Origin of the sequence: Paracoccus sp. KR1-242 (assembly GCF_049446195.1) — a bacterium.
GTDB lineage: Bacteria > Pseudomonadota > Alphaproteobacteria > Rhodobacterales > Rhodobacteraceae > Paracoccus > Paracoccus broussonetiae.
The window spans coordinates 109,466-136,202 of sequence record NZ_JBMSED010000003.1 but is presented as its reverse complement, the minus strand read 5'-3'; the positions used below and the strand labels follow the sequence as shown (position 1 = coordinate 136,202).

The window sequence follows — 26,737 nt, the reverse complement described above, 5'->3', positions numbered from 1 at the left end:
AAATGGCACGGCAGGGGCAGGGGATCGCAAGGCGGATCGCGCTTGCGGGCGTCATCATCAGCACGGCTTCGGGCATCGGGCTGGGCGGCGCCAGCGCAATCGGCGAATTCCGGCGCAGCTTCGATCTGGCGCTGCATAATACCGACCGCGTGCTTCAGGCGGCAGCACCACAGCTTGAGCGGACCTATTGGGACATTGACCTGATCGGGTCGCAATCGATCCTGGACCGGCTGGCCGAGGATCCGCTGATCCAGTCCCTTTCCGTCCGGGATCTGGTCCTTTCCCCCGAGCAGATGCAGCGCGCCCAGATGCCCCGGCTTGGCGCGGCCTCGGACGGAACGCAGCGTCTGGAATGGCCCGTGCGCTGGCTGGTACCGCAGGCCTGGCTGTCGGACCGGCGCGAGGTCCAACTGGTCGCGCCCCGCAGCGGGCAACCGATCGCGCAATTGCAGGTCACGCTATCCTTTGTCCGGCTTTACGATGACCTGTGGCGGCGCGCGCTTGGGATCATCGGCACGACTGTCCTGCAGGCGCTGCTGATCGCGGCGATCATGTTCGGGTTGACGCGGCGTCTGGTCATCACGCCCCTGAACGCGCTGAGCCGCGCCGCGCTGGCGCTGCGCGACGGCGGCAAGTTCGAACTGGCGGAGCGCTCGGCGCGGCATTTCTCGACCCGACGCGAGGACGAGATCGCAAGCCTTGCCCGCGACTTCGCCCTGACCGTCGACCGGATGGAACATTACCGCGACAACCTGCGCGACGAGGTTGAGCAACGCACGGCCGAGCTTGTCGTGGCCCGCAACGACGCGCTGGCCGCGTCGCGGGCAAAGTCGGCCTTCCTCGCGAATATGAGCCACGAGTTGCGCACCCCCCTGAATGCGATCACCGGGCTTTCGGAATTGATGCTGGCCGAGCGCCTGCCCGCAGCCTCGCGCCGGCATCTGGTCGACATGCAAAGCGCCGCGCGCCAGCTTCTGGGCAGCATCGACAACGTGCTGGATCTGTCCAAGCTGGAAGCCGGCCAGATGGTATTCGAGACCGTCCGCTTTCCGATCGAAGAAGTCTTCGACGAAGTCCTGGCCCAAACCCGTGCGCTGATCGGGTCGCGCCCCGTCGCGTTGGAGGGTGAGATCACGCCGGATGTTCCCGACCTTGTCTGGGGCGACCGGCAGAAGCTGACCCAGATCCTGCTGAACCTCGCCAGCAATGCCGTGAAGTTCACGCAAAGGGGCCGCATCCGGCTGCGCATGTGGCGACGCGGGCCGGTCCTGCGCCTTGCGGTGATGGACAGCGGCAAGGGTATCGCCCCCGGCGATCAGGAGATGATCTTCGCGCCTTTCTCGCAGGCCGACGATTCCACGTCGCGCCGGGTGTCGGGGACCGGGCTTGGACTGTCCATTGCGCGCCAGATGGCCGAAGGCATGGGCGGCAGCCTGACGCTGCGCAGCCGTCCCGGTCGCGGCAGCCTGTTCGTCCTGAACCTGCCGCTGCGCGGTGAGGTGCGGGACCCCTCCCCTGCCCTACCCAGGCCCCGTCTGGATCTATCTTCTGCCCGCGCACGACGGCGCCTGCGTCGGATGCTTGCACGCCTGCCCCTTGAGCCGGTTGAAAGCGACATCACGATCCGTGCCGCCGGGGACGGTTTCCTGCTGACCCGCCCTGACGGCTCTGAAGAGGCACTGCCGCAGGTGCTGACCCATCGCGAATTGAGCGACGCAGTGCAGCAGCTGCAGGCGGGTCCCGCGCTGGAGCCGGTCGAGGCCCTGGCTCTTCGCGAAAGGCGGGTGCTTCTGATCGAGGATCGCGAGATCAACCGCACCGTCATTGAATCTCTGCTGCGGCGCGCCCATGCGCGGGTTGCCAGCGCCCCCGACGGACGCAGTGCCCTCGCGGTTCTGGCGATGCAGCGCCCCGACGTGATCCTGACCGACCTGCACATGCCCGACCTGGACGGTCTGGCCACCCTGCGTGAAATGAGGGCACGCGGTTTCGGTGATATTCCGGTCGTGGCGTCCAGCGCGGATGTCTCGACCGAGACGCGGCTTGCCTGCCGCGAGGCGGGCTTTGCCGATTTTCTGCCGAAGCCGGTCACCGGTGCGGCGCTGACTGTCTGCCTGTCGACAGTTCTTGAACAGGCGGTGCCGGTACTCGACCACGGAATGCTGGACCGGAACACGGCGGGTGACGACAACCTGAAAGACCATTGGCTTGCCATGCTGCCAGCCGAGATCGAGAGCTGGCGCAAGCTTCTCGCGGGCGCCCTGCCCCTGCCCGAGGCCCTGCACGCAATCCGGGGGTCCGCCGCGCAGCTGGGCGCGGCCGAACTGCATGCCGTCTGCGCAGAGGAACCGGTTGACCGACGGCGCATCACCGCCGCACTGGATCGGCTGGAAGCCGGCGTCCCGCAGGTCGTGCATCATATGCCCGCGACTCTGGTCGAAGACCCCGCCCAGCTTTGCGCCGAATGTGTCGAGGCGCTGGGACGCAACGACATGCGCGGGTTCGACCTGCTTGACGCGCTGTTGCCGCATCTGCCCCAGCCGTTGGGCAAACGGCTGGCGGGCTGTGCCGAGCGGCTGGATTTCCGTCGGGCCACGGCCTTGCTGCAGGATCAGCCGATGTAATCCGCGATCTCGCGTTGCATCCGCGTCAGTAGGGCCTCGGCGCGTTCCAGCCGGTCGGCCCGACGCTCAAGCAGGGCTTCCAGCGCTGCGGTTGTCTTGCGCAGGTCCAGTTGCACCTCGATCCGGGCGAGCAGGACGGCGGGGGCAAAGGGGCGGGCAATATAGTCGCAGGCCCCCGCCGCAAAACCTTCGGTCTCGTCTTGCGGCGTGTCCAGATTGGTCAGGAAGATCACCGGCAGCCGGGCATGCTGCGGATCGGCCTTGAGCCTGCGGCAAAGCGCGTAGCCATCCATACCGGTCATGTGTACGTCAAGCAGGGCCAGATCGGCCCGACCCCCGGCAGCCAGCCAGTCCAGCGCATCCGGTGCATTCGTATGGGCCACCACCTCATAGCGCCCGCGCAGGACGTCATGCAGCCTGCGGATGTTGGCGGGCAGGTCGTCCACGACAAGGATGCAGGCTGCGTCCCCGTCATCCAGCGCCGGATCGGTCGCCGCATGAACGGTCGGCATTTCGCCACTGATCGCGCGGGATGCCTGTGCCAGGCTGTCCAGATGCAATGAGACCGCCTCATGATAATGCCGGCCCCAGTCCCGCAGCGCGGTGTTGTTCGCATTCCGCTCGAACAGGGACAGTCCCAGATGCGACTCCAGCGCGCGGATCTGGCGGCTGACAGCCTCTCGAGTCACGTTCAACTCGCGCGCGGCATCTGAAAAGCTGCCCAGTCGCCCGGCAGCTTCAAAGACCAGCAGGCTGGTCAGGGGCGGAAGGTCGTTCTTGAGTGTCATCGCCAGATTCAGCCTCCGCGACCTCTATAGCAGCGCGCGGACAGGATGGGCAGACGCGGGCTGATATTACTTTCCTCCCGTCCTTTGTAGACGCCGATCGATTCGAAGTTTCCGCAACATTCTTCGTATTCGCGGATTACTCGGCCGTGGTTCTGGATCGTCGCGCAATGGTCTTAGGCTAGTCTCGGCGCGCCACGATCTGCACGCGACGCAGACCCGAAAACTCCAGCCCCGCGATATCCTGAATGGCGTGCAGATGATGTGTCAGCACATACTGTGCCACAAAGGGTGAAGATGCTGTCAGCGTCAGAAGGCCGTGTTCATAGCCCTCATATGTCAGATGCGAGAACCAGTTCTGGTGAAGACCCGGAGACAGTTCGGCAAGACGCTCCATGCTGCGCGTCCACGGCCGCGTCACGCTGTCGTCGCCCCCTCGTGCACGGAAGTCGATGCGCACGACCTTTTCGTCTGCAGAGCCGGTTCCAGCCTGTCTGCCGGTCATCCGCTCGGAATAATCGGGGCCGACCTTTTCCCAAAGAGGGGCGCTCAGTCGATGGATCTCGACCTGGTTCAACCGGTATGCAGCCACCCTGCCCCGCCTACCCGGTCGCAATTGTAGCAGGATCGAGGCATCGGTCAGCTTCTTGATCTCGCGTTTGACGGTCCGTTCGTCAACCGACCACATCCGGGCCAGATCGCGTTGTCCGACGCTGAATTCATCAAGTTTCCAGTTATACCTTGCCGTGACGACGGCGATGAGACGTAACATCGAGGTCTGGTGCCCCGGTGTGCCGGCCAGCCCGGCGACGGCCAATGCCGTCAACAGGTCATACTTCTGCGATCCGGCCTGCGGCCCGGTATATCGCTTCAGATCCATCCCACGTCCCCACCGCTCGACAATCGGCTTCTGCGACCGATTCCATCCTGCAATCAGATTGGGCGAAATTCCCGTCGTTTGTCAACGAAAACCAAATTACGGGAAAATGTCAGCCAATCCCAGAATTCAAGAAAAACAGGTTATAATGGATAAGGGGGACAGACTGATGTCACTATAAATGGCTCCGTTTGTCACCTTAAACCATGTGAGCGACCATTCCCTGTCACCGAAATACGGCAATCCTCGCTAACCAATCCCGTTTTTCCCCGAATCGCGGCGAAATCGCGACTTTTACAATCTCTGCGATTTGCGTTTCCGGGTTTTCGCGTTATTCATTTGGTAGCGACATAAAACACGAGCAGTGAATATGCGAGACCATTCTGACCTTCAGTCGATGAACGAACGCAGCCTTGCGCAGCAGGCGGCGGTGCGGCGGGCGACATTCTCTCCGTCGGAAAAGAAGACGCTTAGGCCCTTTTCGATCTGGGAGATCAGCCAGTTCATGTTCGATGTGCCGGCCGACACCCTGCGCAAGCGGCTGGCGGACGATCCCTCGCTCCCCCAAGGCGTGGTGGAGGAGGATGGCAGGCAGCGCTGGTTCTCGCTTGCCGAGATCAACGAATTGCGGCGCAGGCTGAGGTTCAGGGGCAAGTCCCTGCTGCCGAAGCGACCGCCAGGACGCGCGGTCCGCGTGGCAGTGTCGAACTTCAAGGGCGGCGTCGGCAAGACCGTGGTTGCCCACCATCTTGCCAATGCCGCGGCCCTGGACGGATATCGCGTGCTTGCCATCGATTTCGACCCGCAAGCGACGCTGACCCATTCGATGGGACTGGTCGAGATCAAGGAGTGGAACACGGTCTGGGGCATCATGTGCCGCGACCTGTGCCGCGAGGCCGACCGCATTGTCGCGGCCTATGACGATCCCGCGGATTGCCCCTACCCTTCCTCGGACGAGCTACCGCAGGACGTGCAGTCGATCGGATCTCAACGCGCGCAGGACTTCATCCAGAAGACCGCCTGGCCCACGATCGACATCATCCCAAGCTGCGCCAATGCGGCATTCGTCGAATTCGCCAGCGCCCAGTATCGTGCGTTGCACAAGGCCTGGAGCTTCTTCGGCTGCATTTCGCGCTATCTGGATGAACTGCCGGAGGATCAATATGACATCATCATCTTCGATTGCCCCCCAGCGATCGGCTATCAGTCGCTGAACGCGGCATTCGCGGCGGATATCCTGTATGTCCCCTCGGGCCCCGGCTATTGGGAATACGACTCGACGACCAGCTATCTGGGCCAGCTGGGTGATGCGCTTGAGGATATCTCGACAGGCTTTTCCGCGATCGCCGAGGATGCCGGGATCCGCCTCCCGAAGCGTTTCGACGATATCCGTCTGCTGATGACCCGGTTCGAGGCGTCGAATTCGCTGCATGTCGCGATGATGGATGCGTTCCAGAACGTGTTTGGCGCCGATGTCTGCCGAAACGCGATCGAGATGACGCGGGCTGTCGAACAGTCTGGGCGGTTCCAGCAATCGGTCTATGAGCAGGACTATCGCCAGATGACGCGCGAGACCTGGAAGCGCGCAAGGCAAAGCTTCGACGCGGCATATTCCGAGTTCCGGGATACCGTGCTGCGGGCGTGGGAGAAGCGTGGTTCGGCCGAGGGAGGTGAAGAATGAGCGGCAAGAACAAGTTCGGGTTTGACCCAGTCGATGCGGCGCAGTTGAAGCCCCGCATGCGCGAGGTCGGACCTATGGGGGCCGCCGTGCGGGAGGCCGCGGGCAACCTTGCCGAAAGCACGGAAAGCCTGGTCGAACAGCGGCGTCAGAATGCGGCAGACGCCAAGTCGTTCCGTGCCGCGCAGGATCAGGGCCGCCTGCTGGAGCTGCTTCCGGTCGATGACATCCGTACCGACGAGTTGCCGCGGGACCGCCTGGACCTGTCTCTGGTTGCCAGCTCGGACGAGATGGAAGAGCTGAAAGCATCCATCCGCGAACGGGGCCAGAAAGAGCCCATCGAAGTGTTCATCTCCGGCGCGGCCTTTCAGCTGAAGAAGGGTTGGCGCAGGCTGACCGCGTTGAAGCAACTTTGGGCCGAAACCGGGGATGAGCGCTTTTCCAAGGTCGTGGCGCGAATTTCGAAAGAGCGCAGCAGCCGCATCGATCTTTACATCGACATGGTCGAAGAGAACGTGATCCGCGAGGATCTGAGCTTTGCCGAAATGGCCCAGGTCGCGATTGCCGCAGCCGAGGACCTGAACACCGACGGGCAGGGTGCCGATGCGCTGGTCGGGCGGCTTTACGCGTCGCTCCACAAGATGAAGCGGTCCTATATCCGCAGCTTCGTTTTTCTGTTGCAGCGGCTGGAGGGGGCGCTGCCTTTCCCAAAGGCCATTTCGCGGAACCAGGGTTCCGAGGTCGCGCGGAAACTTCAGGCCTCGCCCGACAGGGTCGACGATCTGCGGGCGCAGTTGGAGGGAGTGTCCACTGCGGAGGAACAAGCCGCGGTGCTTGATGGCTTCCTGAAGGACACGGTCGATCCGAACACGGTGGCCAGACCCGGACGCACCGCAAAAGGCGTGAAGTATGAGTTCCGCGTGGGCGCGGCCAAGGTCACTGCCCGCAAGGGTGAGTGCCGGATCCTGTCGGAGGTCGACTTTTCCGCCATCGACCGCAAGCGCCTGCAGGGAGCGATCGAGGCATTTCAGCGCGCTCTTGCGGAATAACGAGGCGAGTATTTCGGACGAAGGAAAGGGTAACCCGCGGGTTACCCTTTTTTGTTTGGGGAGGACGGCTGCAGAGGTGTAACCCGTGGGTTACTCGGCAACGTGCAACCGCGGGTGCGGCCGGTCCACGGCAAACCGAGATGCGGGGGAGGCGAGCGCTGGCGTTGAGATTTTCCCGACGCTTCGTTGAATGGCGATCAAACATTGCGGGTCGAAGGCATAGGGCGGCCTCCGATACCTGGGGTTGGACGGCGCAGAAGGGAGGGGGCGAGTGCCCGATCACAGAGTGTAGAAAGGGCGAATGGGCATTCTAGATAGCGCTCAGAAAATTGGGCGAGGTCACTCGCCTGTCCGTAGAGCGAATTCATCAAGGGCGATCATTGGATACCTGCGCCAACGTTCTATCGGCGAGGGAACCCCAATAGGAACCCGGCCCAGATATCGGACGCGACGTCAGCCTTTCCGCGCGGAAACTTGTGTGTTGGATGATCTTGCCGGCCAGTAGATCAGGCGCGGACCAATATCCTTTACTAATCCGCAAGTTATATATTAAATGCGGATATGACGCAGGAACAGCAAGACTGGCGCGGGCTGGCAAGTTGGCAGGATGCGCCATGCAAGACCCAATTGACGACCCGGCGCGCCCCCCTATGATCCATTGGAAGCTCTGGGGGAAAACAGCCTAATGGATCTGATGAATACGCTGTCAACGATGGCGGATCGCATCCGCGCGTTCCCTTGGTCGGAAACGGAATTGGGGCCTGTCGAAGGCTGGCCACCGTCCTTGTGCGCCGCAGTGGAGTTGATGCTGCCCGCTCAGGCGCAAATCGTGATCTTCGCGGGCGCGGATTATGTCGCGCTTTACAATGATGCCTATGCCCCGACCATCGGGCAGAAGCATCCCCATGCACTGGGCCGCCCGGCGCGCGAATACTGGGCGGAACTCTGGTCCGATCTTGAACCGCTTCTCGCCCATGTCCGGCAGACCGGGGAAACGGTGTCGGCCAAGGATCGGCCCTTCTATATCCATCGCGACATCCTGCCAGAGACCGTCTATTTCGACATTTCCTATTCCGCGATCCGTGACCCGGCCGGAAAGGTCCATTCCGTGTTCTGCATCGTCAGTGAAACGACCGAGCGGGTGCGCGCCTTTGCGACCGAAAGCAGGTTGGCGGCGATCGTGTCCTCATCCGACGATGCGATCCTCGGGACGGATACCGCGCAATGCATCACCGATTGGAACCACGGCGCCGAGCAGCTTTACGGCTATCGCGCCGAGGAGGTGATCGGCCGCTCCGTCACCATCCTTGTCCCCGCGCATCGCCCGCATGAGGAAGAGGAGATCATGGAGAAGATCCTTGCCGGAGAGCGGGTGGAACCGCACGAGACGCAAAGGGTCTGCAAGGATGGCACGCTGAAGGACGTGTCGCTGACGGTCTCGCCCATTCGGGACGAATGCGGTCAGGTCGTCGGCGCCTCAAAGATTGCCCGCGACATTTCCGGCCGGAAAGAGGCCGAGCGTCTGCAGCGCGTCCTGATGGGAGAGTTGAAGCATCGCGTCAAGAATATCCTGGCGAATGTTCAGGCCATTGCCCGGCAGACCTTTCGCGAGGTGGACCCGACCGCCGCTACGGTCTTCAGCAAGCGGTTGCAATCTCTGGCTACGGCTCATGACCTGCTGACCCAGGAAAGCTGGGAGGGCGCGCGGATATCGACGGTGGTGGCGAAAATCCTCAGCGTCTATGATCCCGGCCGGTTCAGCATGCAGGGAACGGATTTCACCATCCCGCCCCGTGTCGTGGTGGCGATTTCGTTGGCGCTTCATGAACTGGCGACCAATGCCGTGAAGTATGGCGCTTTGAAGGCGCCCGAAGGGCGCGTCGAGATTTCCTGGAACAGGACAAGTGAAGAGCAGGCCGGCTTCGAGCTTCGCTGGATTGAACGCGGCGGACCGGCAGTTACGCCGCCCGCCGCCGAAGGTTTCGGTTCGGTCCTGATCCGTGATGTCTTGGCCGCCGAACTGGGAGGCGAGGTCGAGTTGCATTACGACCCCGAGGGGCTGACCTGTATCGTCCGCGCACCGGGGGAGGCCGAGTGGGAAAGCTAGGCGGCCCCAAAGGCCATAGCTGAAACCAAGGCCCGGGTGGGGCAGGGGGCGGACCCCGGTGGTTGCCCTGTCCGATGAAGAACCTATTCCGAAATGCGGGCTAAACAGGTCGTACCGGACCTGATAGCACAGACAGATGATCCCAGCACTGGCCATCTTGCTGTCCTTCCAACTCGTCGGCGAGGTTGTCGCACGCGGGCTGGGACTGCCTTTACCCGGCCCCGTAATCGGGCTTCTGGCGCTGGTCGTCAGTTGCAGCCTGCGCCCGCCGCTTGCCGAGCGCCTGCGGCCGGTGGTGCAGGGCCTGCTGGGCAACCTGTCACTGTTTTTCGTGCCCGCCGGAGTCGGCGTCATCGCCCATGTGGGAGAGTTCCGGAGCGATGGGCTTGCCATCGCAATTGCCTTGACTGTGTCGACCGCATTGGCGATCGGCGTGGGGGCGATCGTCTTCAGGCTGGTTGCAAGGGGGGGCGACGAATGACCACGCCTGCGCTGATCTGGTCCTATCTGTCACAAGAGCCGCTGCTTTGGCTAACGGCCACCCTGATCGCCTATTGGCTGGGCGATCGCTTCTTTCGCGCGACCGGGCGGCAAAGCTGGGCCAATCCCGTGCTGTTCGCGGTAATCTTGCTGGCACTTGTGCTGCTCGTGACGGGAACCACCTATCAGACCTATTTTGAGGGCGCACAGTTCGTGCATTTCATGCTTGGCCCCGCCACGGTCGCCTTGGGGATGCCGCTTTACGAGAACCTGCACCGCGTTCGGCGTGCAGCGTTGCCACTGATCGCGGCGCTGGTCGCGGGATCGGTCACGGCGGTCCTGTCCGTGCTGCTGATTGCCCGGGGCTTCGGGCTGTCCCCGGTCATGCTGGCCAGCCTTGCGCCCAAATCCACGACCGCCCCCGTCGCCATCGGCATTGCCGAGAACCTGGGGGGTGAGCCGACGATCACCGCCGTTCTGGTGCTGCTGACAGGTATGTTCGGGGCGATCATCGCGACGCCGCTTTTGAACCTGCTAAGGATCCGGGATTGGCGGGCGCGGGGCCTTGCGGTCGGTGTCGCGGCGCATGGCATCGGGACGGCGCGGGCCTTTCAGGTAAACGAGACGGCGGGTGCCTTTGCCAGCATCGGCATGGGGCTGAATGCCGTGCTGACCGCGATCATTGCACCGCTGCTTCTACACCTGTTCCGCTGAGCGCGGGCCGTGCCTTGTTCCTGTCACTCCGCCCTGAACTTGCGATATCGATCAGGCGGTCGGGCCGGTGAACGATGACCGTCCTATGCCCGCTTGAGCTAATGATCCCTTGTGATCGCAGCCAGCTCATCTCGCGGCTGAACGACCAGCGGGTGATGCCAAGATGGTTGGCAACCATGCCCTGGGTGGCCGGGAAGGTGATCCGAACCGGCCCGGCATTGCCTTTGACCGCCCCGTCTTGCTGTTCGCACAGATGGACCAGGTAAAGGGTCAGCTTCTGCCGGGCATCGGGACCGGACAACCAGGCGATCATTTCGCGCGAGGCATCGATCTCCTTGATTAGGATGTCGCGAAGCTGTGCTTCCATCGCGGGCATTGCCTGCATCGAGTTCTCGAAGTCTTGCTGGTCGAAGGCGCAGACCCTGACATCCGTCTCGGCCCGGAAGCAATAGGGGACGGGTTGGCCGCCGGTTCGGCCAAAGAAATTGCCCTCTGTCAGGAACCGTACGATCCTTTCATCCCCATTCGGCAAGGCGAATCCGACCGAGACGGTGCCCTCGACAACAATGCCTGTGAAATGGGGGCGATCGCCAGGGCGGAAGATGGTCTCGCCCGCGGAATATTCCCGTTTGCCCTTTAGCTGGCTGATGCTACGCAACTCGGTCAGTTCGCAACCGCCGCACAGGGTTTTCTGCCGCGCACGGCAGTAAAGGCAGGCGGCCAGTTGAACCTCTGAGGCGTCCATCGGGATCGTCCGATCGTGCTTCATTGTGAATCCTTTCGTCATGGATTCTGTCAGGACCCGCGACCCCCAACCAAGATGCAGTCGACGCTGGCAGACAGGACAGTCCGTGGAAATTTCGCAGGATAGGCAGTCGGTGCAATGAAATGCGCAAACCGGGTTTCCCGATACCTAGATCCGGTGCCGTGCTGCGGCAACGGCGCTATCGGGAATGTGTGAATCAGCAACGCTGATGCCGACGTCGCGCGCTTAACTCAAGGTAATATATTGAAATTATGAAATAAAAATTACATCTGTGCCTGGCGGAAAGCGCGCAAAGCGGCCAAGCCAAGGGACCGTGACGCAGCGGCAAGTCCACGTGCAAGAAATGCGGCCCGCGCCGGGGGCGGGGCCGCTTCCTCATGTCGCAATGGCTGCGGTTTGCCCTTAGTTCAGGTCATCGCCGCGGCGCAGGGCGGGCAGGCCGACGCCCGATGCGTCAAAGCCGCCATCCGCGGCCAATGTCTGTCCGGAAACGAAACTCGCCTTGTCCGAGCACAGGAACACCACAGCCTCGGCGATCTCGCGCGCCTCGCCATAGCGGTTCAGCGGGATCGCGTCGTAATAGGCCGAGATGATCTCGGGCGCGTGGACGGCCATCGCCAGCTTGGTGCGGACAGGGCCGGGGGCCACGCAGTTGACGCGGATGCCCTGTTCGCCCAGTTCCGCCGCGAATTGCTTCGTCAGGTGGATCACCGCAGCTTTCGATGTGCCATAGGCCACCCGCAGCGTCGATGCCCGCAGACCCGAGATCGAGGCGATGTTCACGACCGCGCCCTTGGTCTTGGCCAGTTCCTCGGTGCAGGCTTGCGTGCACAGGAAGACACCATCAAGGTTGGTGGCCATGACTTCGCGCCACGCCTGAAAGCTGGTCTTGCCCACGCGCGAGAACAGCGCGACGCCCGCGTTGTTGACCAGCGCATCGATACGGCCGAAGGCGGCAACGGTTTGCGCGACCATGCGCTCGACCTGTTCCGGATCCGAGATGTCGGCTTCGACCGCCAGCACGTTTTCCATTTTCGAGGCGACGGCGCGCAACTCCTCGACATCGCGATCGACCATCGCGACGCGCCATCCCTGTTCAAGGAAGATTTCGGTGGCGGCAAGGCCGATGCCGCGGCATCCGCCGGTGACGATGGCGACTTTATTCATGGGGTCGTTTCCTCAGGTTCAATGATCAGTTCAAGCGTCACGCCAACGGGGTTGTCTCCCCGCGTCAGCGTGCCAGTCGCGATGCTGCCGTCGATATCGACGACATCGATGCGGATGCGGGCGCGGCCATCGACCAACCGGGCGTCGTCAAAGCGCAATTCGGTCGCAAGGCAGTCCAAGCTGTGGCCTTCGGCAAAGCGGACATGGTCGATGCTGCCGACGGCATGCAGTCGGGCGTCGCGGATACCGTGGGTCGCGGCGATCTGTTCGATTGCGGTCACCACGTCCTCTCCGGGCAGGATGCGGACGAAAAGGCCCGCGCCAGCCTCGCCACCCTGCGGGGTGAACAGGGTAAAGGCGGTTTCGTGGTCGGGCAGCGCCTCGAACCAGGTTCCGGCAGAGCCAAGCCCTGTCACCTCGACATCCGCCGCGATGATTGCCTCCATGGGCAGCAGATGGCCCATCCATGTCTGGCCGTCCGAGGACCAGATGCCGTGGCAATGCAGGAAGGTCGCGCCGTCCCGGATGCCGACCGAAGCGGTCGAGTTGCGGATGGTCCAGACCCCTTCCGGGGCGTGGGTGTCGGAATACCAGGCGGCGTGTTGGCCGTCCTTGGACAAGGCCGGCAGAACGAAGCGCATCGGCTCGCACGTAACACGGTCAAGGCAAAGCGTGCCGCCCTTGCAGTCGTGGGATGCGAAAAGCGCAGCGACCGCCTGCATGACGGTCTGTCCGGCGGGCAGGGTGCCGGATACGGGTTTCAGTTGCGCGGCGCACACCTGTGCCCGCTGCGCAGCGCGGGGGCCGGGATGGTTCATGCGAGCGGTCACGCGTTGGCCTTTTCACCGATCAGGCCACGGGCCTCGAGTTCTTCGCGGATCATCTTCTTGGTGATCTTGCCATAGGCCGATTTCGGCAGGGCGTCCCAGAACAGCACCCTCTTTGGCATCTTGTAGCGCGACAACTTGCCGTCCAGAAACGCCAGCACCTCGTCTTCGCCGACCGCGCCCGAGGCGACGCAAATGGCCCAGCCGATTTCACCCCACAGGGGGTCGGGAACACCCAGAACGGCGACTTCGCCGATGGCGGGATGGGTCAGAAGCTTTTCTTCGATCTCGCGCGGATAGACGTTGGAACCGCCCGAGATATACATGTCGGATTCCCGACCCGTGATGAACAGATAGCCCTGTTCGTCCATATGGCCCAGATCCCCGGTGCGGAACCAGCCGTCGCGAAAGGATTTCGCGTTGGCCTCGGGGTTCTGGTAATAGCCTGCAAAGACTGCCGGGCCGATGCAGCAGATCTCGCCCGTTTGGCCGGGGGGCAGGTCGACGCCCCTGTCGTCCTGAATCTGAATCTCGATCCCGGTGCGGGCATGGCCGCAGGTGCCGATGCGGGTGGTCGGGCCATCCTCTGCCTCGTGCAGATGGGCGGGCAGGACGGTGATGTTGCCCGTACATTCGCCAAGCCCAAAATACTGGACGATCACCTTGCCCAGGGTGCGCAGCGCCTTTTGCTGGTCAACGCGATACATGGGCGCGCCCGCATAGATGATATAGCGCAACGACGACAGATCGGCCGCCGCGGTCGATGGGTGTTCGACCAGCAGTTTCAGGATCGTCGGCACCGTGAACATGGTCGAGACGCGCCATTCCCGGACCAGATCCCAGACCTGCGCGACGTCGAAACGCTCGGTCGGCAGCAGCACCGTTTTCACGCCGCGCGCGATCTGGGTCAACTGGTGGACGCCCGCACCATGGGACAGCGGCGCGACGACCAGCGACGCGTCATCCGAGGTCAGCCCTGGCATCAGGTCGGCAAGGTGGTTGGTCACGACAAAGGCCATCTGTCCATGCGTCAGGACCGAGGCCTTGGGGCGGCCTGTAGTGCCCGAGGTGAAGAAGAACCAGCACGGATCGTCGCGCAGTACCGGGGCCACCGCCGGGCGCTGTCCCAGGGACTCGGCCGTAATCTGCTGGACCGAGGGCGCGAAATCCGACTCTCCAAAGGACAGGATCGTCGTGAGTTCGGGACACCCGGCCTTGCAGGCTCGCGCATGTTCGGGAAAGGCTGCATTGCAGATCATCAGCCGCGCGCCCGAGGATTGGGTCAGATAGACGACCTCCTCGGGGGTCTGGCGGAAGTTGGCGGGCACCCAGACGCCGCCGGCGCGCCAGACCGCGAACATCGCCTGCATCATCTCAAGGCAGTTCTGCGACTGGCACATGACCCGGTCGCCCTTGTTCAGGCCGAAACGGGTCTGCAGGGCGTGGGCCAGCGCATCCGTCCGCGCCTCGAACTCGGCCCAGGTCCAGCGGATGTCGCCCATGACAAGGGCAATCGCGTCCGGCTCGCGCCGGGCGATCTGGGTCAGGAAGGTGGCAAGGTTCATCACGCGGGTCGAGACGGGCGCGACTCCGCCCTTGGGATCGGTCATTTGCGGCGCTCCAGGATCGAGCAATAGCTGGCGACGGCGGCACCGCCCATGTTGAACACGCCGCCAAGTTCGGCGCCGGCAAGCTGCATCTCGCCCGCCTCTCCCATCAGCTGCATGGCGACCATGACATGCTGGGAAACCCCGGTCGCGCCGATGGGATGGCCCCGCGATTTCAGCCCGCCCGAGGGGTTCACCGGCAGGGCGCCGCCAAAGCGGGTCACACCGTCGCGGATGACGCGCCAGCCCTGTCCGCGGGGGGCGAGTCCCATCGCCTCGTATTCGATCATCTCGGCGGTGGTGAAGCAGTCATGAGTCTCGACCAGGTCAAGGTCCATGATCCCCAGTCCCGACTGTTCCAACGCTTGCCGCCAGGCCCGGTGCGGTCCGTCGAAGGCGATGGGGTCGCGCCGCGACAGCGCAAGGTAATCTCCTGCCTGCGCCCGCGCCCGAAAGCTGATCGCGCGCTGCAAGCCTTCGGCCACCTCGGGCGCGGCAAGGACGATTGCAGCGGCCCCGTCTGACACCAGCGAGCAATCGGTGCGCCGCAGCGGTCCCGCGACCAAAGGGTTCTTGTCCGAGGGCGTATTGCAGAATGCGAGGTCGAAGGGCTTGCGCATATGGGCATAGGGATTGCGCATCCCGTTCTCGTGGTTTTTGGCCGCGATCATTGCCAGTTCTTCCGAGCGATCACCGTAGCGCTGGAAATAGGTCTCGGTGATGCGGCCGAAGACACCTGCGAAGCCGCCGGGCGTGTCGCCCTCTTCCTCGACATAGCTGGCCGACAGAAGAATGTCGCCGATCTGGTCGCCGGGCGTCGCCGTCATCTTCTCGGCCCCGATCACCAGCGCGACCTTGCCCCGGCCCGATGCGATGAAATCCGCAGCCGCATAAACCGCGGCCGAGCCGGTGGCGCAGGCGTTCTCGGTCCGCATGAACGGAATGCCGGCCAGTTCGGGCGTGCCCATCGCCACCAGCGCGCCCTGGAAATCCTGCCGCGTGAAGCCGTTGTTGTAGACGCCGGTGAATATGCCGTCGACATCGCCTGCACCGACCCCGGCGTGGTCCAGTGCGGGAAGCGCGACCTCCCGCATCAGGGCCATTGTATCGGGGGCTTCGGACTTGCCGAATTTGCCATGCGCCCAGCCTACGATCAGGGGGTCGGTCATGCTGAACTCCTTTTCGGATCGGATTCCGGTTTGCGGCCAAGCGCGGCCAGTCGTGTTTCGATCTGCTGCACCTCTGTGCGCAGGGACGCGATCAGGTGCGGGCGACGGTCGGCCTGCATCCTGTTTTCAATCGCGGCAATGGACAGCGCCCCGGCGGGACGGCCATCGGGCCAGCGGAACGCAACGCCAAGGCCCCATGACCCCGGCACGATCCGGCCCTGATTGAAGGCAAAGCCCTGCGCGCGGGCCTGAACCTCGTCGGCGGCAAGGGCGGGGGCAAGGTCTCCGACCAGATGGTCGACGCGACGCCGCAGTGCCTCGGCCACAATTGGGGGCAGGGCTGCAAGGATTGCCAGCGCGCCCGCGCCCACCCCCGCCGGTTTGCGGTCACCCCGCATCAGGGCATAGGTGCGGACAGGAAAGCTGCCCTCGATCCGCTCAAGGCACAGGGAGTGGTCGTCCTGCGGCACCGTCAAAAGAACGGTGTCCCCCGTCTCCTCGGCAAGCCGCAGCATCGAGGGCCGGGCATGGTGCAGGATGCCGTGGCGCTCGGCTGCGAAGCTGCCCAGAAGATAGGTCTCGGGGCCCAGGTGATAGCGGCGCGACAGCGGGTCCTGATCGACAAGCCGTGCCGCGGCCAGCGCCAGCAGCAGTCGCCGGGCGGTCGGCCGGGTCACCCCGGCCTGATCCGCCAGCCACGCGAGCCCCAGCCCCTCGCTGCCGCCCCTGCCGACCAACGACAGCAGCGAGAGCGCGCGCATGACCGCCTGCGAACCCGATCCCCCGGTAAGGGCAGTCGGTGACAGCGCGATATGAGGGCCGGGGGTCATTGCGCGGGATCAGACGAGCTTGCGCCCGATCGCGGTCTCAAGGATTTCCCACGCCTCGTCGCCATAGGTCTTCTTCCACTCGGCATAGAAGCCCGCTTCGCGCAGCTTGTCCTCGAAGGGTTTCGGATCGACGTCGTTGAAGACGAAGCCTTCCTTCTCAAGATCGCCCTTCAGCGAGGCATTCAACTCCATGACGTCCTTGCGCTGCTCGACGGCCGAGGCGTTGAAGTTCTTGGCAACGATCTGCTGGGCGTCCTCGGGCAGGGCGGCCCAGGCGCGGCGGTTGCCCAGCAGCCAGAAGCCGTCCCACATGTGGTTGGTCATCGACAGGTATTTCTGGACCTCCCACATCTTTGCGACCTTCATGATAGCCAGCGGATTTTCCTGCCCGTCGACAATGCCGGTCTGGAGAGCGGTATAGACCTCGGCGAAGTTGATCGAGGCGGGGGCCGCGCCGAAGCCCGAGAACATCGAGGTCCAGAGCGGGCTGACCGGAACGCGGATCTTGAAGCCCTCGAAATCCTTGGGCGTCACGATCGGCTGCTTCGAGGACGTGGTCTGGCGGTAGCCGTTGTCCCAGATCTTTTCCATGACGACCAGCCCGGCCTGTTCGATCTGGCCGCGGGCATAGGCGCCAAGGTCGCCGTCCATCGCCTTCCAGACCGCATCGTAATCGGGGAAGGCAAAACCGATGCCGTTGATCGAGGCGTTCGGCACCAGCGTCGACAGGATGATCGGCGAAAGCTGGAAGAACTCGACCCCGCCCGAGCGCAGCTGGCCCAGCACGTCGGTATCCGCGCCAAGCTGGTTCGACGGGAAGATCTGGATGTCGACGCTTCCCGAGGTCTCTTCGGCGATGCGCTTTACCGCTTCCTGCAGGCGGATGTTGCTGGGGTGCTCAAGCGGCTGGTTGTTCGCGATCTTGTAGCTGAATTCGGCCGCGCGGGCAGCGCCCGGACGGATGAAGGGGGCGGCAAGTACGCCTGCAGTTGCGCCAAGCAGGACAGAGCGACGAGTAATGATCATGGGTTCCTCCTCCCAAAGGGTTCCAGTCGTTTCGTTTTGTTGTCGGTTTTCAAAGAAGCGCGGTCGAGAACCACGGCACTGCCGCGATGGCCAGAAGTCCGATCAGAAGCGCGGCAAGATATGGCCAGATCTTGATCATCACCTGTTCGGCCGGGACGTTCGCGATCTTGCAGGCGATATAGAAGCCGATGCCGATTGGCGGGGCCATCAGCCCGATGTTCATCGCGGTGACGATCACCATCGCGTAATGGATGTCGTGGATGCCCAGCCCGCGGGCGATCGGGAACATGATCGGCGCCAGCAGGACGATTGCGGGCAGCCCTTCAAGCACGCAGCCCAGCACCAGAAAGATCACCATCGACGCCAGCATGAACACGATCCACCCGCCCGGCAGGCCGGTGACAAGGTTCATCAGGTCGCGGGCAAAGCCCGATTGCGTCAGCCCCCAGGCCATGGACGAGGCCGCGCCCAGGATCAGCAGGATCGCGCCCGACATTGCCGCCGTCTCGACCAGCATCTTGCCCGTTGCCTTCAGCGGGATGCCGCCATACAGGATCGCGCCGATGATATAGGCGTAAAGCACCGCGATGGTCGACACCTCGGTCGCGGTGGCGACGCCGCCACCCACCAGGCTGCGGATCATGAAGGGCAGGACCAGTGCAGGTGCCGCGATCACTGCCGCTTTCAGGATCATCGGCAGGGTGGCGCGACGCACGCCGCTCATGTCCTCCTTGCGCGCCTTCCAGCGGGCCAGCAGCGCCAGGACGACCAGCAGCACCATCGCGATGGCAAAGCCGGAGGTGAACAGCCCGGCGATCGACACGCCCGCGACCGAACCCAGCACGATCAGCACGATCGAGGGCGGCACGGTATCGGCCATTGCCGCGCCGGTTGCCAGCAGGGCGGTCATTTCGGGCGCAGAATGGCCGCGGCGGCGCATTTCCGGGAACAGCGCGGGTGCAACGGTGGCCATGTCCGAGACCTTGGAACCCGAGATGCCCGAAACGAGGAACATCGAGCCAAGCAACACATAGCTCATCCCTGCCTTCACATGCCCGAAGAGCGAAGCAAGGAAGTTCACGATGGCTTTGCCCATCCCGGTGGCGTCAAGGATGCAGCCCAGCAGCACGAAGACCGGCACCGACAGCAGGATCAGCGAGGACATGCCCTCGTCGATCCGGCCCACCATCACGAAGACGGGGGCGCTGGTGGCGAAGGTCAGATAGGACAGCGTACCAAGCGCGAAGCAGAAGGCGATCGGCACCCCGATCCCCAGCAGGATGACGACGAACAGGCCCAGAAAGATCGGAAGGTTCCAGTTCCCGATTCCCAGAAGGGCCGGGCGGATCTGGAAGAAAAGCGCTGTCACAAGCGCGGTGATCAGGATCGTGCCCAGGATTGTGCCCCAGTCGCGGGTGCGAAGCACCGCGATCAGCGTCAGCACTGCCATCAACGCTATGCCTGTTGGCAGAGCGGCGGCGCGCCAGGACATTGGCAGCCCAAGCGCGGGCGAGGTGACGAAGCTTTCCTCATAGGCATATTCGACGGCCACCGGCAGCAAGCGCAGCAGCAGCAGGCAGACCAGCACCTGTCCGGCTGTCTCGGCAATGCGGGCGATCCGTTCCGGCAAAAGGGGCAGGAAGACCGTCAGCCTCATATGCTCGTGACGGTCGACGGCCAGCGCGGCACCCAGCATCGCCATCCAGATGAAACTGATCGAGGCGACCTCGTCCCCCCAGATCAGCGGCGTGGCCAGCACATAGCGGAAAAAGACGTTCGCCAGCACCGTGACGATCATGACCAGCAGAAGCCCGGCCGCGAGAATTTCGATAGGGCGCATCCAGCGCTCGGCCCGCTTGGGCTGGGCCAAGGACTCGATACCGCCCAGAGCCAGCTCGGAGTCTGGCTGAAGCTCGGTGACTTGCATTTCTTCCTCCCTCGTCGCGCGGCTCTCCCCAGCCTTGCCTTAGTTCCATGATATGGACGTGTGGCTGCGCAATCGGGCCGATCTTGGAGGCAGAACTTACCGGATGCCAAGATGGAAAATCGACTTGTTCGACATTTTTTGCGGATTCAATCAGATGGAATTCCATATTATGAAATAGAATGTGCGAAATGCCGCGCGACAGTGTGGAACAGAGAGGGCGAAGGCGCATCTGCTGCGGCCAGCCCAGCTATAAAGTCTCCAGAAAGCCGCGCGCCCTCTGGACACCGTGCGAGGCCGGTGCCCTTGGCATTCGGACCAACTCGCCTTATCACGCGGGCAATCGTTCGGACCCGGTGCAAATCCGGGTGGCTCTTCCGGCCGCCGATCCGCCGGATAACGTCTCATAAACGCGCCTTTCATCATGAACAGCTCACGGCACTATCTGCGCCAGTGGCAGGAAAAACCTGTCCGGGAAGTCCTCGCCGGTGCAGTCGCAACCTTCGCGCTCATCCCCGAGGTCATCGCCTTCTCCTTTACCGCCGGGGTCGATCCCCAGGTCGGACTTTTCGCGTCTTTCGTCATCAGCATCGTGATTGCGGTCTTTGGCGGACGGCCCGCCATGATCTCGGCCGCGGCGGGTTCGGTGGCGCTGGTTGCCGCCCCGCTGGTCCGGGAACATGGGGTGGAATACCTCTTCGCCGCAGGGCTGCTTGCCGGGGCGATGCAGCTGGTCTTCGGTCTTTTGCGGCTGAGTTCGCTGATGCGCTATGTCTCAAGCTCGGTTCGGACCGGGTTTGTCAACGCCTTGGCGATCCTGATCTTCTCGGCGCAATTGCCGCATATCCTGAACGCGGGGGCGATGGGTTACGGTGTCATCGCGGCAGGGCTTGCGATCATCTATCTTGCGCCTCGCCTGACGACCCGCATTCCCGCGCCGCTGATCTGCGTGGTGGTGCTGACCGCACTGTGCGTCGCGCTGGATATCGACGTGGCACGGGTCGCGGACCTTGGCAAATTGCCCCAAGGCCTGCCGATCCTTGCATTGCCCGAGGTGCCGTTCGACCTTGGGTTGCTTCGGGTAATTTTGCTGCCCGCGCTGGCCATCGCCATGGTCGGGCTTCTGGAATCGCTGATGACAGCCAGTGTCGTCGACGACCAGACCGCCACCCCGTCGGACAAGGATGCCGAGGCGCGCGGGCTGGGCCTTGCCAATATCGCCGCAAGCCTGTTCGGCGGCATCGCGGGCTGCGGCATGATCGGGCAGACCGTCTCGAACGTGAAATATGGCGGACGGGGACGGCTTTCGACGCTGGCGGCGGGGGGTATCCTGTTGCTGCTGATGGTGGCGATGAAGGATATCGTCTCGCAGGTGCCGGTGGGCGCGCTGGTCGCGATCATGATCATGGTGTCGATCGACACGCTTGACTGGGCGTCGCTTCGGCGGCTGCGGGGCAATCCGGGTCTGTCGAACGTGGTGATGCTGGCCACCGTTGCCGTGACCGTGATCAGCCACAACCTGTCGCTGGGCGTGCTGGTCGGCGTGCTGCTGAGCGGGATCTTCTTCGCGGCCAAGGTGGCGGGGATGCAGCGCGTGACCCGGCAGGGCGACACCTATGTGGTCGAGGGGCAGGTGTTCTTCGCCTCGTCCGACGCCTTCATTGACGCTTTCGATCCGCGCGACCATGAAGAGCCGGTGACAATCGACCTGACGCGCGCAACCCTGTGGGACATTACCGCCGCCGCGGCGCTGGACAAGGTGACGGGCCGGTTTGCCCAGCATGGGTTGCCGGTCCATGTCGTCGGCATGGCCGGGGGGCTTCCGCGCTGAACCGGCTGGCCGCCTGCGCGGAGCAGGCGGCCGGCCATGGTCCTAGCCCGCGATCTTCCAGATCCGCCGCGCGTTCTTGTGGAAAATCGCGGCGCGCTCGTCCGGGGTGCAGCCGCTGAGCAGATCGTGGCTGGCGCAGACCCATTCGGCAAGGTTCGACTGAAGCGTGCAGACCGGGCTGTCGGACCCCCAGACCATGCGATCCGGGCCGAAGCTGTCCAGCACATGATCGACCCAGGGGCGCAGGGTCTTCAACGTCCAGTTGCCGCCGGTATAGGCCGTGATGCCTGACAGCTTCAGACTGACATTCGGCCGCCGCGCCAGATCCGAGATTGCTGCCGCCCACTCCGTGAAGGCGCCACCCGCGATGTCGGGCACGCCGCAATGATCAAGCACCAACTCTGTGTCCGGGGCGGTATCCGCAAGGGCCGCGCCAAGGGGCAGCTGCCGCGCCAGCAGGCACATGTCGAAAGGCAGGCCGGCCTGTCCGAGACGCCGGATATTTTCGCGAAACACCGACGTTTGCGAGACGTCGTCGGGGACGACATGCAGCACGCGGCGGACACCCTTGACCACGGCAGGGTCGATGCGTTCCAACCATGCCGCGAAATCCGCGTTTTCGGGGCGCGCGGCGCTGATCGCACCGCGCAGCAGGCTGCCGGGCCGCGCCATGAGTTCTGCGATGAAGGCGGTTTCGGCGTCGATATCGGTCTGGGCGACATCAACCTCCATGTGCAGGACATCGGTGATGCCGATGCGGCGGGCGGTCGCCTCATATTCCGCATAGGTCCAGTCCCGGTCCAGCGCCGGTGCCTCGGCGAGCCAGGGATAGGACAGCCTGTCGCGATCCACGAGATGAAGGTGGGTGTCGAAGATCATGGTGGCCTCCTGCCAAGCGCACTGACAGTCCGGTCTTACTTGACTCTTGAACAGCTGTCACGTTTAACCATGAAATGAAGTTCGAGATATGAAATCCGCCTCGTCAGGCGGACATCGCCGACTTCAAACGGGGGGGAGAGATTATGAAATCATGGGTTGCCGGCTCGGTGCTGGCGCTTTCCGCGGGCCTTGGTCTTGCCACGACCGCCCTGGCCCAGAACGAATTCGACGGCGTCACGATCGAGGCCAAGCTGATTGGCGGCCAGCAATACGAGGCACTTTATGCCCGTATCGCCGACTGGGAGGCTGCGACCGGGGCCAAGGTCAAGATCATCAGCCAGAAGAACCATTTCGAACTGGACAAGGAATACAAGGCCGATATCGCCGCAGGCACGACCAACTGGTGCGTCGGATCGAACCATTCGTCGTTCGCCCCGCAATATCCAAACCTGTTCACCGACCTCGCGCCGCTGTTGCCCCCCGAGACGGTGGCCGGCTTCGTTCCGGCGAACATTTCGGCCGCGACCATCGAGGGCAAGCTGGTGATGCTGCCGCGCGCCCAGTTCGACGTCTCGGCGCTGTATTACCAGAAGTCACTTTACGCCGATCCGGCCAAGGCCGAGGCCTTCAAGGCCAAGTTCGGCTATGATCTGGCCCCTCCGGAAACCTGGGACCAGTTCCGCGATCAGGCGATCTTCTTTGCTGCGCCGCCGAATTTCTACGGTACGCAATATGCCGGCAAGGACGAGGCGATCAATGGCCGCTTCTATGAACTGGTCGTCGCCAATGGCGGCAAGATGTTCAACGACGACTGGACGCCCGCCTTCAATTCGGATGCCGGGAAGCAGGCGTTGCAGTGGTTCGTCGATCTTTACAAGGCGGGTGCGGTGCCGCCCGGCACGACCAACTATCTGTGGGACGATCTTGGCAATGGCTTTGCCTCGGGTACGGTGGCGCTGAACCTGGACTGGCCGGGCTGGTCGGGCTTCTTCAATGATCCGGCCAATTCCAAGGTTGCGGGCAATGTCGGTGTGGCCCCCGCGCCCAAGGGCTCGGCCGGCGTGCGCACCGGCTGGTCGGGCTTTCACGGCTTCTCGGTCACCGAGAACTGCGCGAACAAGGAGGCCGCAGCCTCACTTGTCGACTTCCTGACCAATGAGGAAAGCCAGAAGCTGGAATCGGCAGCCGGCTCGTTGCCGACGCGCACGGCGGTCTGGGATGCCATCACCGCGGCCGCCAAGGATGATCCGTACAAGTCCGAAGTTCTGGCCGCCTTCCAGGAGACCGCCAAGACCGCTTTCCCGGTACCGCCGACCCCTTACTGGATCGAGGCCGGGAACCTGATCTTCCCCGAATTGCAGGCCGCAATCCTTGGTGACAAGACCGTCGATCAGGCGCTTGAAGACGCATCCGGCGCGGTCGAGGACCTGATGCGCGAAAACGGCGTCATCTGAACCGGCTGGCCGGACGGACGGCGTGCCGTCCGGCCTTTCTTCAAGACACCCGCGCCCTGCATGGGTGCCAATATCCGGATAGCCCATGACCCGCGCAAAGTTGCCGCCATGGCTGGTTCTATTGCTGCCTGCATTCATCATCATCCTTGGGGTGGTGATGATCCCATTGCTGCTTTCGCTTTATTCCAGCTTCACGCCCTATCACCTGACCCGGCCCGAGACGCTGTGGAAATGGATCGGGACTTACAATTACAGCAAGGCTGCGACCGACCCGAATTTCTGGCGCGCGTTTGGCCGCACCGTGGCGCTGCTGACCATCGCACTGAATGCCGAGATGCTGCTTGGCCTTGGCCTGGCGCTGATGGTGGCGCGGGTGACGCGCGGCCAGCGGCTGCTGCGCACCGCCATGATGTTCCCGATGATGTTTTCGCCGATCCTTGTCGGCTTCCAGTTCAAGTTCATCTTCAACGACAATGTCGGACTGGTGAATAACGCCCTGCAGTCGCTGGGCCTGACCGACGTGGCGATCCCGTGGCTGGTCGACGGGAACCTGGCGCTGTTTGCGATCATCGTGGCAGAGGTATGGACCTCGACCTCGGTCTTCGCGATCCTGATCCTGGCCGGGCTGTTCGCGCTGCCGCAGGACCCGCTTGAGGCCGCCAAGGTCGATGGCTGCACGCCCTGGCAAAGCTTTCGCTATGTGACGCTGCCGTTCCTGATGCCCTTCATCTATATCGCTATGGCGATCCGGTCGCTGGACGTGGCGCGGGCCTATGACATCGTGCAGGTGATGACGAATGGCGGGCCGGCACGACGGACCGAGCTGCTGTGGACCCTCATCGGACGCACCGGCTATGTCGATGCCCGCATGGGTTACGCCAATGCCATGGGCTATATCGCGATCCTGCTGTCGATCGCCTTCACTGTATATTTCTTCCTGAAGCTGCAATCCGCGCGGCGCGAGCTTGGGATGGGGGATTGATCCATGGCATCGGCTGCCCAACACCGCCTGCGCAAGCGCCTGCTGAAGACCGGCCATTTCATCGGTCTGTTCCTGGCGATGAGCATCATCTGCATTCCCGGCCTGTGGGTCGTCCTGAATAGCTTTCGCCCCACGGTCGAGATCATGGCAAAGCCGCCGGTCTGGATTCCCCAAAGCCTCAGCCTTGACCATTACCGCGCCATGTTCGGTGGCGCGGGCGAGGGGGGAATTCCGGTCCTGACCTATTTCAGGAACTCGCTGATCATCTCGGTCACCTCGACACTGATCGCGCTTCTGGTCGGGATGGCGGGGGGCTATGCCTTTGCCCGCTACAAGTTCAAGGGCAAGGCCTCGATGTTCGTCGCGCTGATGGCCAGCCGCGCCGTGCCCGGCGTTGCGCTGTCGCTGCCCTTGTTCATCATCTTTGGCCGCACTGGCATCATCGACACGCATTTCGGGCTGATCCTCGTCTATGTCTCGATGAACGTGCCCTTCACGATCTGGCTGATCGACGGCTTCTTCCGGCAGGTGCCGAAGGAACTGGCCGAGGCCGCGGAAATCGACGGCTGCACCCGATGGCAGGCGTTCTGGCGGGTCGAGTTCCCGGTGGCGCGCGCCGGCATCGCCTCGGCCGGGATCTTCGCCTTCCTGACCAGCTGGAACGAATACGCGCTGGCCAGCCAGCTGACACGCTCGACCACGTCGAAGACGATGCCCGTGGGCCTTCTGGATTTCACCTCGCAATTCACCCTCAACTGGGGCGGCATGTGCGCGCTGGCGGTGCTCATGATCATCCCCGCGCTGGTGCTGACCTTCCTCGTGCAGAAGCACCTCATCGCTGGCCTGACCTTTGGCGGCGTGAAAGGATAACCATGGCTCAGGTCCATCTTCGCAACGTCGTCAAACGCTATGGCGCGCTGGATGTCGTCCATTCCATCAACCTCAGCATTGCCGAGGGCGAGTTCGTCGTTCTGGTCGGCCCTTCTGGCTGCGGCAAGTCCACCACGCTGCGCATGGTCGCCGGGCTTGAGGAAATCTCGGGTGGCGAGATCCTGATCGGCGAACGGGTCGTCAACGACCTGCCGCCGCGCGAACGCAACCTGGCGATGGTGTTCCAGAACTACGCGCTTTACCCGCACATGACGGTGCGGGAAAACCTGGGCTTCTCGCTTAAGATCGCCAAACGCCCGCAGGCCGAGGTCGATGCGGCCGTGGCTCAGGCGGCCGAGGTGCTGGCTTTGACGCCGCTTCTGGACCGCAAGCCGGGCGCTCTGTCGGGTGGCCAGCGCCAGCGGGTCGCGATGGGCCGCGCAATTGTGCGCCATCCGGACGTGTTCCTGTTCGACGAACCGCTGTCGAACCTGGACGCGAAGCTGCGCAGCCAGATGCGGGTCGAGATCAAGAAGCTGCACCAGAAGGTCGGCTCGACCGTGATCTATGTCACCCATGACCAGGTCGAGGCGATGACGCTGGCCGACCGCATCGTCATCATGCAGGACGGGCATATCGTCCAGGTCGGCACGCCGCTGGAAGTCTTTGAAAATCCGGTGAACACATTTGTGGCGACCTTCATCGGCTCGCCGCCCATGAACCTGCTGTCGGGTGTCGTGAAGGCTGGGCAGGTTGTTCTGGCCGACGGCACCGCGATCCCGCTGCCGCCCGGCCTGCGCGTGACCGACGGGCGCAAGGTCCAGCTTGGCATCCGCGCCGACAACATCATGCCCGAGGGTCATTCGTTGCCCCCGACCGCGCATATGGCGCAGGTCGAGATGCAGGTGACGCTGACCGAGCCGCTGGGCACCGAGACGCTGCTGTTCGCGACGCTCGCCGGCACCGAGGTCCAGGCCAAGATGCTGAATCCCCGCCTTGTCGCGCCGGGAGAGGTGCTGCGCTTCGGCATCTCGCTCGACAAGTGCCACCTTTTCGACGCCGAAACCGGCGTCAGCCTGAAAGGATAATCC

At 63.4% G+C, this 26,737-nt stretch carries 22 protein-coding genes and 1 other annotated feature; of the genes, 11 read left to right on the top strand and 11 right to left on the bottom strand.

Annotated features, from left to right (window positions below):
- The first annotated feature begins 2 nt into the window (after window positions 1-2).
- Window positions 3-2,624, top strand: coding sequence for an ATP-binding protein (locus tag ACO2Q4_RS06145; RefSeq protein ID WP_423318329.1), 2,622 nt, complete (start codon window positions 3-5; stop codon window positions 2,622-2,624).
- On the opposite strand, the gene ACO2Q4_RS06140 is transcribed toward ACO2Q4_RS06145, so the two are convergent.
- Both ACO2Q4_RS06140 and ACO2Q4_RS06135 read right to left on the bottom strand, forming a co-directional pair.
- Window positions 2,612-3,412, bottom strand: coding sequence for a response regulator (locus ACO2Q4_RS06140; protein WP_395135387.1), 801 nt, complete (start codon window positions 3,410-3,412; stop codon window positions 2,612-2,614). The genes ACO2Q4_RS06145 and ACO2Q4_RS06140 overlap by 13 nt on opposite strands.
- Window positions 3,413-3,590: 178 nt before the next feature.
- Window positions 3,591-4,289 carry a hypothetical protein gene (locus ACO2Q4_RS06135; RefSeq protein ID WP_423318064.1) on the bottom strand — a complete coding sequence of 233 codons (699 nt, stop codon included), beginning with the start codon at window positions 4,287-4,289 and terminating at the stop codon, window positions 3,591-3,593.
- Between the two features lie 367 nt (window positions 4,290-4,656).
- Here ACO2Q4_RS06135 and ACO2Q4_RS06130 point away from each other — a divergent pair, with 367 nt between their 5' ends.
- The 5 genes from ACO2Q4_RS06130 (at window position 4,657) to ACO2Q4_RS06110 (ending at window position 10,314) form a co-directional block, all read left to right on the top strand.
- Window positions 4,657-5,967: an AAA family ATPase gene (locus tag ACO2Q4_RS06130; protein WP_423318062.1), complete on the top strand. Its 1,311-nt coding sequence runs from the start codon at window positions 4,657-4,659 to the stop codon at window positions 5,965-5,967.
- Window positions 5,964-7,013 (top strand): ParB N-terminal domain-containing protein, encoded by a 1,050-nt coding sequence (locus ACO2Q4_RS06125; protein ID WP_423318060.1) that lies wholly within the window; start codon window positions 5,964-5,966, stop codon window positions 7,011-7,013. The genes ACO2Q4_RS06130 and ACO2Q4_RS06125 overlap by 4 nt, the downstream gene beginning before the upstream one ends.
- Window positions 7,014-7,818: 805 nt before the next feature.
- Window positions 7,819-9,120 (top strand): PAS domain S-box protein, encoded by a 1,302-nt coding sequence (locus ACO2Q4_RS06120; RefSeq protein WP_423318059.1) that lies wholly within the window; start codon window positions 7,819-7,821, stop codon window positions 9,118-9,120.
- 136 nt (window positions 9,121-9,256) lie between these two features.
- Window positions 9,257-9,601: a CidA/LrgA family protein gene (locus tag ACO2Q4_RS06115; protein WP_311758120.1), complete on the top strand. Its 345-nt coding sequence runs from the start codon at window positions 9,257-9,259 to the stop codon at window positions 9,599-9,601.
- Complete coding sequence (locus ACO2Q4_RS06110; protein WP_311758119.1) at window positions 9,598-10,314, top strand: LrgB family protein; 717 nt, start codon at window positions 9,598-9,600, stop codon at window positions 10,312-10,314. Before ACO2Q4_RS06115 ends, ACO2Q4_RS06110 begins: the two co-directional genes overlap by 4 nt.
- Here ACO2Q4_RS06110 and ACO2Q4_RS06105 read toward each other — a convergent pair.
- From ACO2Q4_RS06105 to ACO2Q4_RS06070, 8 genes are all read right to left on the bottom strand, one after another.
- Window positions 10,280-11,083 carry a Crp/Fnr family transcriptional regulator gene (locus ACO2Q4_RS06105; RefSeq protein WP_423318057.1) on the bottom strand — a complete coding sequence of 268 codons (804 nt, stop codon included), beginning with the start codon at window positions 11,081-11,083 and terminating at the stop codon, window positions 10,280-10,282. The two genes, ACO2Q4_RS06110 and ACO2Q4_RS06105, sit on opposite strands and share 35 nt — an antisense overlap.
- A gap of 399 nt (window positions 11,084-11,482) precedes the next feature.
- Entirely contained in the window at window positions 11,483-12,247 is a 765-nt protein-coding gene (locus tag ACO2Q4_RS06100; protein ID WP_395135375.1) for an SDR family NAD(P)-dependent oxidoreductase, read from the bottom strand.
- Window positions 12,244-13,077, bottom strand: coding sequence for a PCC domain-containing protein (locus ACO2Q4_RS06095; protein WP_423318056.1), 834 nt, complete (start codon window positions 13,075-13,077; stop codon window positions 12,244-12,246). Before ACO2Q4_RS06095 ends, ACO2Q4_RS06100 begins: the two co-directional genes overlap by 4 nt.
- A complete protein-coding gene (locus tag ACO2Q4_RS06090; RefSeq protein ID WP_423318054.1) occupies window positions 13,074-14,684 on the bottom strand; it encodes an acyl-CoA synthetase in 1,611 nt (536 codons plus the stop codon). The genes ACO2Q4_RS06095 and ACO2Q4_RS06090 overlap by 4 nt, the downstream gene beginning before the upstream one ends.
- Entirely contained in the window at window positions 14,681-15,850 is a 1,170-nt protein-coding gene (locus tag ACO2Q4_RS06085) for an acetyl-CoA acetyltransferase (RefSeq protein WP_423318052.1), read from the bottom strand. The genes ACO2Q4_RS06090 and ACO2Q4_RS06085 overlap by 4 nt, the downstream gene beginning before the upstream one ends.
- A complete protein-coding gene (locus tag ACO2Q4_RS06080) occupies window positions 15,847-16,680 on the bottom strand; it encodes an IclR family transcriptional regulator (protein ID WP_423318051.1) in 834 nt (277 codons plus the stop codon). Before ACO2Q4_RS06080 ends, ACO2Q4_RS06085 begins: the two co-directional genes overlap by 4 nt.
- Window positions 16,681-16,689: 9 nt before the next feature.
- Window positions 16,690-17,706 carry a TRAP transporter substrate-binding protein gene (locus ACO2Q4_RS06075; RefSeq protein ID WP_395135370.1) on the bottom strand — a complete coding sequence of 339 codons (1,017 nt, stop codon included), beginning with the start codon at window positions 17,704-17,706 and terminating at the stop codon, window positions 16,690-16,692.
- Between the two features lie 49 nt (window positions 17,707-17,755).
- The gene (locus ACO2Q4_RS06070; RefSeq protein WP_311758111.1) at window positions 17,756-19,633 is read right to left on the bottom strand and encodes a TRAP transporter large permease subunit; all 1,878 of its coding nucleotides are present in this window, start codon (window positions 19,631-19,633) and stop codon (window positions 17,756-17,758) included.
- A gap of 343 nt (window positions 19,634-19,976) precedes the next feature.
- Window positions 19,977-20,032, top strand: a sequence feature (sul1 is cis-regulatory element that is thought to sense ions involved in sulfur or methionine metabolism; They are found in Alphaproteobacteria).
- Between the two features lie 22 nt (window positions 20,033-20,054).
- Between ACO2Q4_RS06070 and ACO2Q4_RS06065 the strand changes: the two genes are divergently transcribed.
- Complete coding sequence (locus tag ACO2Q4_RS06065) at window positions 20,055-21,461, top strand: SulP family inorganic anion transporter (protein WP_423318048.1); 1,407 nt, start codon at window positions 20,055-20,057, stop codon at window positions 21,459-21,461.
- Window positions 21,462-21,503: 42 nt separating this feature from the next.
- On the opposite strand, the gene ACO2Q4_RS06060 is transcribed toward ACO2Q4_RS06065, so the two are convergent.
- Window positions 21,504-22,340 (bottom strand): amidohydrolase family protein, encoded by an 837-nt coding sequence (locus tag ACO2Q4_RS06060; RefSeq protein WP_423318046.1) that lies wholly within the window; start codon window positions 22,338-22,340, stop codon window positions 21,504-21,506.
- 143 nt (window positions 22,341-22,483) lie between these two features.
- On the opposite strand from ACO2Q4_RS06060, the gene ACO2Q4_RS06055 reads away from it, so the two are divergent.
- The 4 genes from ACO2Q4_RS06055 to ACO2Q4_RS06040 all read left to right on the top strand — a co-directional run bounded on the left by ACO2Q4_RS06055 (window position 22,484) and on the right by ACO2Q4_RS06040 (window position 26,734).
- Window positions 22,484-23,794: an ABC transporter substrate-binding protein gene (locus ACO2Q4_RS06055; RefSeq protein WP_423318044.1), complete on the top strand. Its 1,311-nt coding sequence runs from the start codon at window positions 22,484-22,486 to the stop codon at window positions 23,792-23,794.
- A gap of 85 nt (window positions 23,795-23,879) precedes the next feature.
- Complete coding sequence (locus tag ACO2Q4_RS06050) at window positions 23,880-24,776, top strand: carbohydrate ABC transporter permease (protein ID WP_311758107.1); 897 nt, start codon at window positions 23,880-23,882, stop codon at window positions 24,774-24,776.
- 3 nt (window positions 24,777-24,779) lie between these two features.
- On the top strand, window positions 24,780-25,646 hold the full coding sequence (locus tag ACO2Q4_RS06045) for a carbohydrate ABC transporter permease (protein WP_423318041.1): 867 nt from the start codon (window positions 24,780-24,782) through the stop codon (window positions 25,644-25,646).
- Between the two features lie 2 nt (window positions 25,647-25,648).
- Entirely contained in the window at window positions 25,649-26,734 is a 1,086-nt protein-coding gene (locus ACO2Q4_RS06040) for an ABC transporter ATP-binding protein (protein WP_395135365.1), read from the top strand.
- Window positions 26,735-26,737: the final 3 nt, after the last annotated feature.

Excerpts from the sequence above, each read along its gene's own strand:
- ACO2Q4_RS06145 (WP_423318329.1), top strand. The coding sequence starts at position 3 with ATGGCACGGCAGGGGCAGGGGATCGCAAGGCGGATCGCGCTTGCGGGC.
- ACO2Q4_RS06140 (WP_395135387.1), bottom strand. The coding sequence starts at position 3,412 with ATGACACTCAAGAACGACCTTCCGCCCCTGACCAGCCTGCTGGTCTTT.
- ACO2Q4_RS06135 (WP_423318064.1), bottom strand. The coding sequence starts at position 4,289 with ATGGATCTGAAGCGATATACCGGGCCGCAGGCCGGATCGCAGAAGTAT.
- ACO2Q4_RS06130 (WP_423318062.1), top strand. The coding sequence starts at position 4,657 with ATGCGAGACCATTCTGACCTTCAGTCGATGAACGAACGCAGCCTTGCG.
- ACO2Q4_RS06125 (WP_423318060.1), top strand. The coding sequence starts at position 5,964 with ATGAGCGGCAAGAACAAGTTCGGGTTTGACCCAGTCGATGCGGCGCAG.
- ACO2Q4_RS06120 (WP_423318059.1), top strand. The coding sequence starts at position 7,819 with ATGCTGCCCGCTCAGGCGCAAATCGTGATCTTCGCGGGCGCGGATTAT.
- ACO2Q4_RS06115 (WP_311758120.1), top strand. The coding sequence starts at position 9,257 with ATGATCCCAGCACTGGCCATCTTGCTGTCCTTCCAACTCGTCGGCGAG.
- ACO2Q4_RS06110 (WP_311758119.1), top strand. The coding sequence starts at position 9,598 with ATGACCACGCCTGCGCTGATCTGGTCCTATCTGTCACAAGAGCCGCTG.
- ACO2Q4_RS06105 (WP_423318057.1), bottom strand. The coding sequence starts at position 11,083 with ATGAAGCACGATCGGACGATCCCGATGGACGCCTCAGAGGTTCAACTG.
- ACO2Q4_RS06100 (WP_395135375.1), bottom strand. The coding sequence starts at position 12,247 with ATGAATAAAGTCGCCATCGTCACCGGCGGATGCCGCGGCATCGGCCTT.
- ACO2Q4_RS06090 (WP_423318054.1), bottom strand. The coding sequence starts at position 14,684 with ATGACCGATCCCAAGGGCGGAGTCGCGCCCGTCTCGACCCGCGTGATG.
- ACO2Q4_RS06085 (WP_423318052.1), bottom strand. The coding sequence starts at position 15,850 with ATGACCGACCCCCTGATCGTAGGCTGGGCGCATGGCAAATTCGGCAAG.
- ACO2Q4_RS06080 (WP_423318051.1), bottom strand. The coding sequence starts at position 16,680 with ATGACCCCCGGCCCTCATATCGCGCTGTCACCGACTGCCCTTACCGGG.
- ACO2Q4_RS06075 (WP_395135370.1), bottom strand. The coding sequence starts at position 17,706 with ATGATCATTACTCGTCGCTCTGTCCTGCTTGGCGCAACTGCAGGCGTA.
- ACO2Q4_RS06070 (WP_311758111.1), bottom strand. The coding sequence starts at position 19,633 with ATGCAAGTCACCGAGCTTCAGCCAGACTCCGAGCTGGCTCTGGGCGGT.
- ACO2Q4_RS06065 (WP_423318048.1), top strand. The coding sequence starts at position 20,055 with ATGAACAGCTCACGGCACTATCTGCGCCAGTGGCAGGAAAAACCTGTC.
- ACO2Q4_RS06060 (WP_423318046.1), bottom strand. The coding sequence starts at position 22,340 with ATGATCTTCGACACCCACCTTCATCTCGTGGATCGCGACAGGCTGTCC.
- ACO2Q4_RS06055 (WP_423318044.1), top strand. The coding sequence starts at position 22,484 with ATGAAATCATGGGTTGCCGGCTCGGTGCTGGCGCTTTCCGCGGGCCTT.
- ACO2Q4_RS06050 (WP_311758107.1), top strand. The coding sequence starts at position 23,880 with ATGACCCGCGCAAAGTTGCCGCCATGGCTGGTTCTATTGCTGCCTGCA.
- ACO2Q4_RS06045 (WP_423318041.1), top strand. The coding sequence starts at position 24,780 with ATGGCATCGGCTGCCCAACACCGCCTGCGCAAGCGCCTGCTGAAGACC.
- ACO2Q4_RS06040 (WP_395135365.1), top strand. The coding sequence starts at position 25,649 with ATGGCTCAGGTCCATCTTCGCAACGTCGTCAAACGCTATGGCGCGCTG.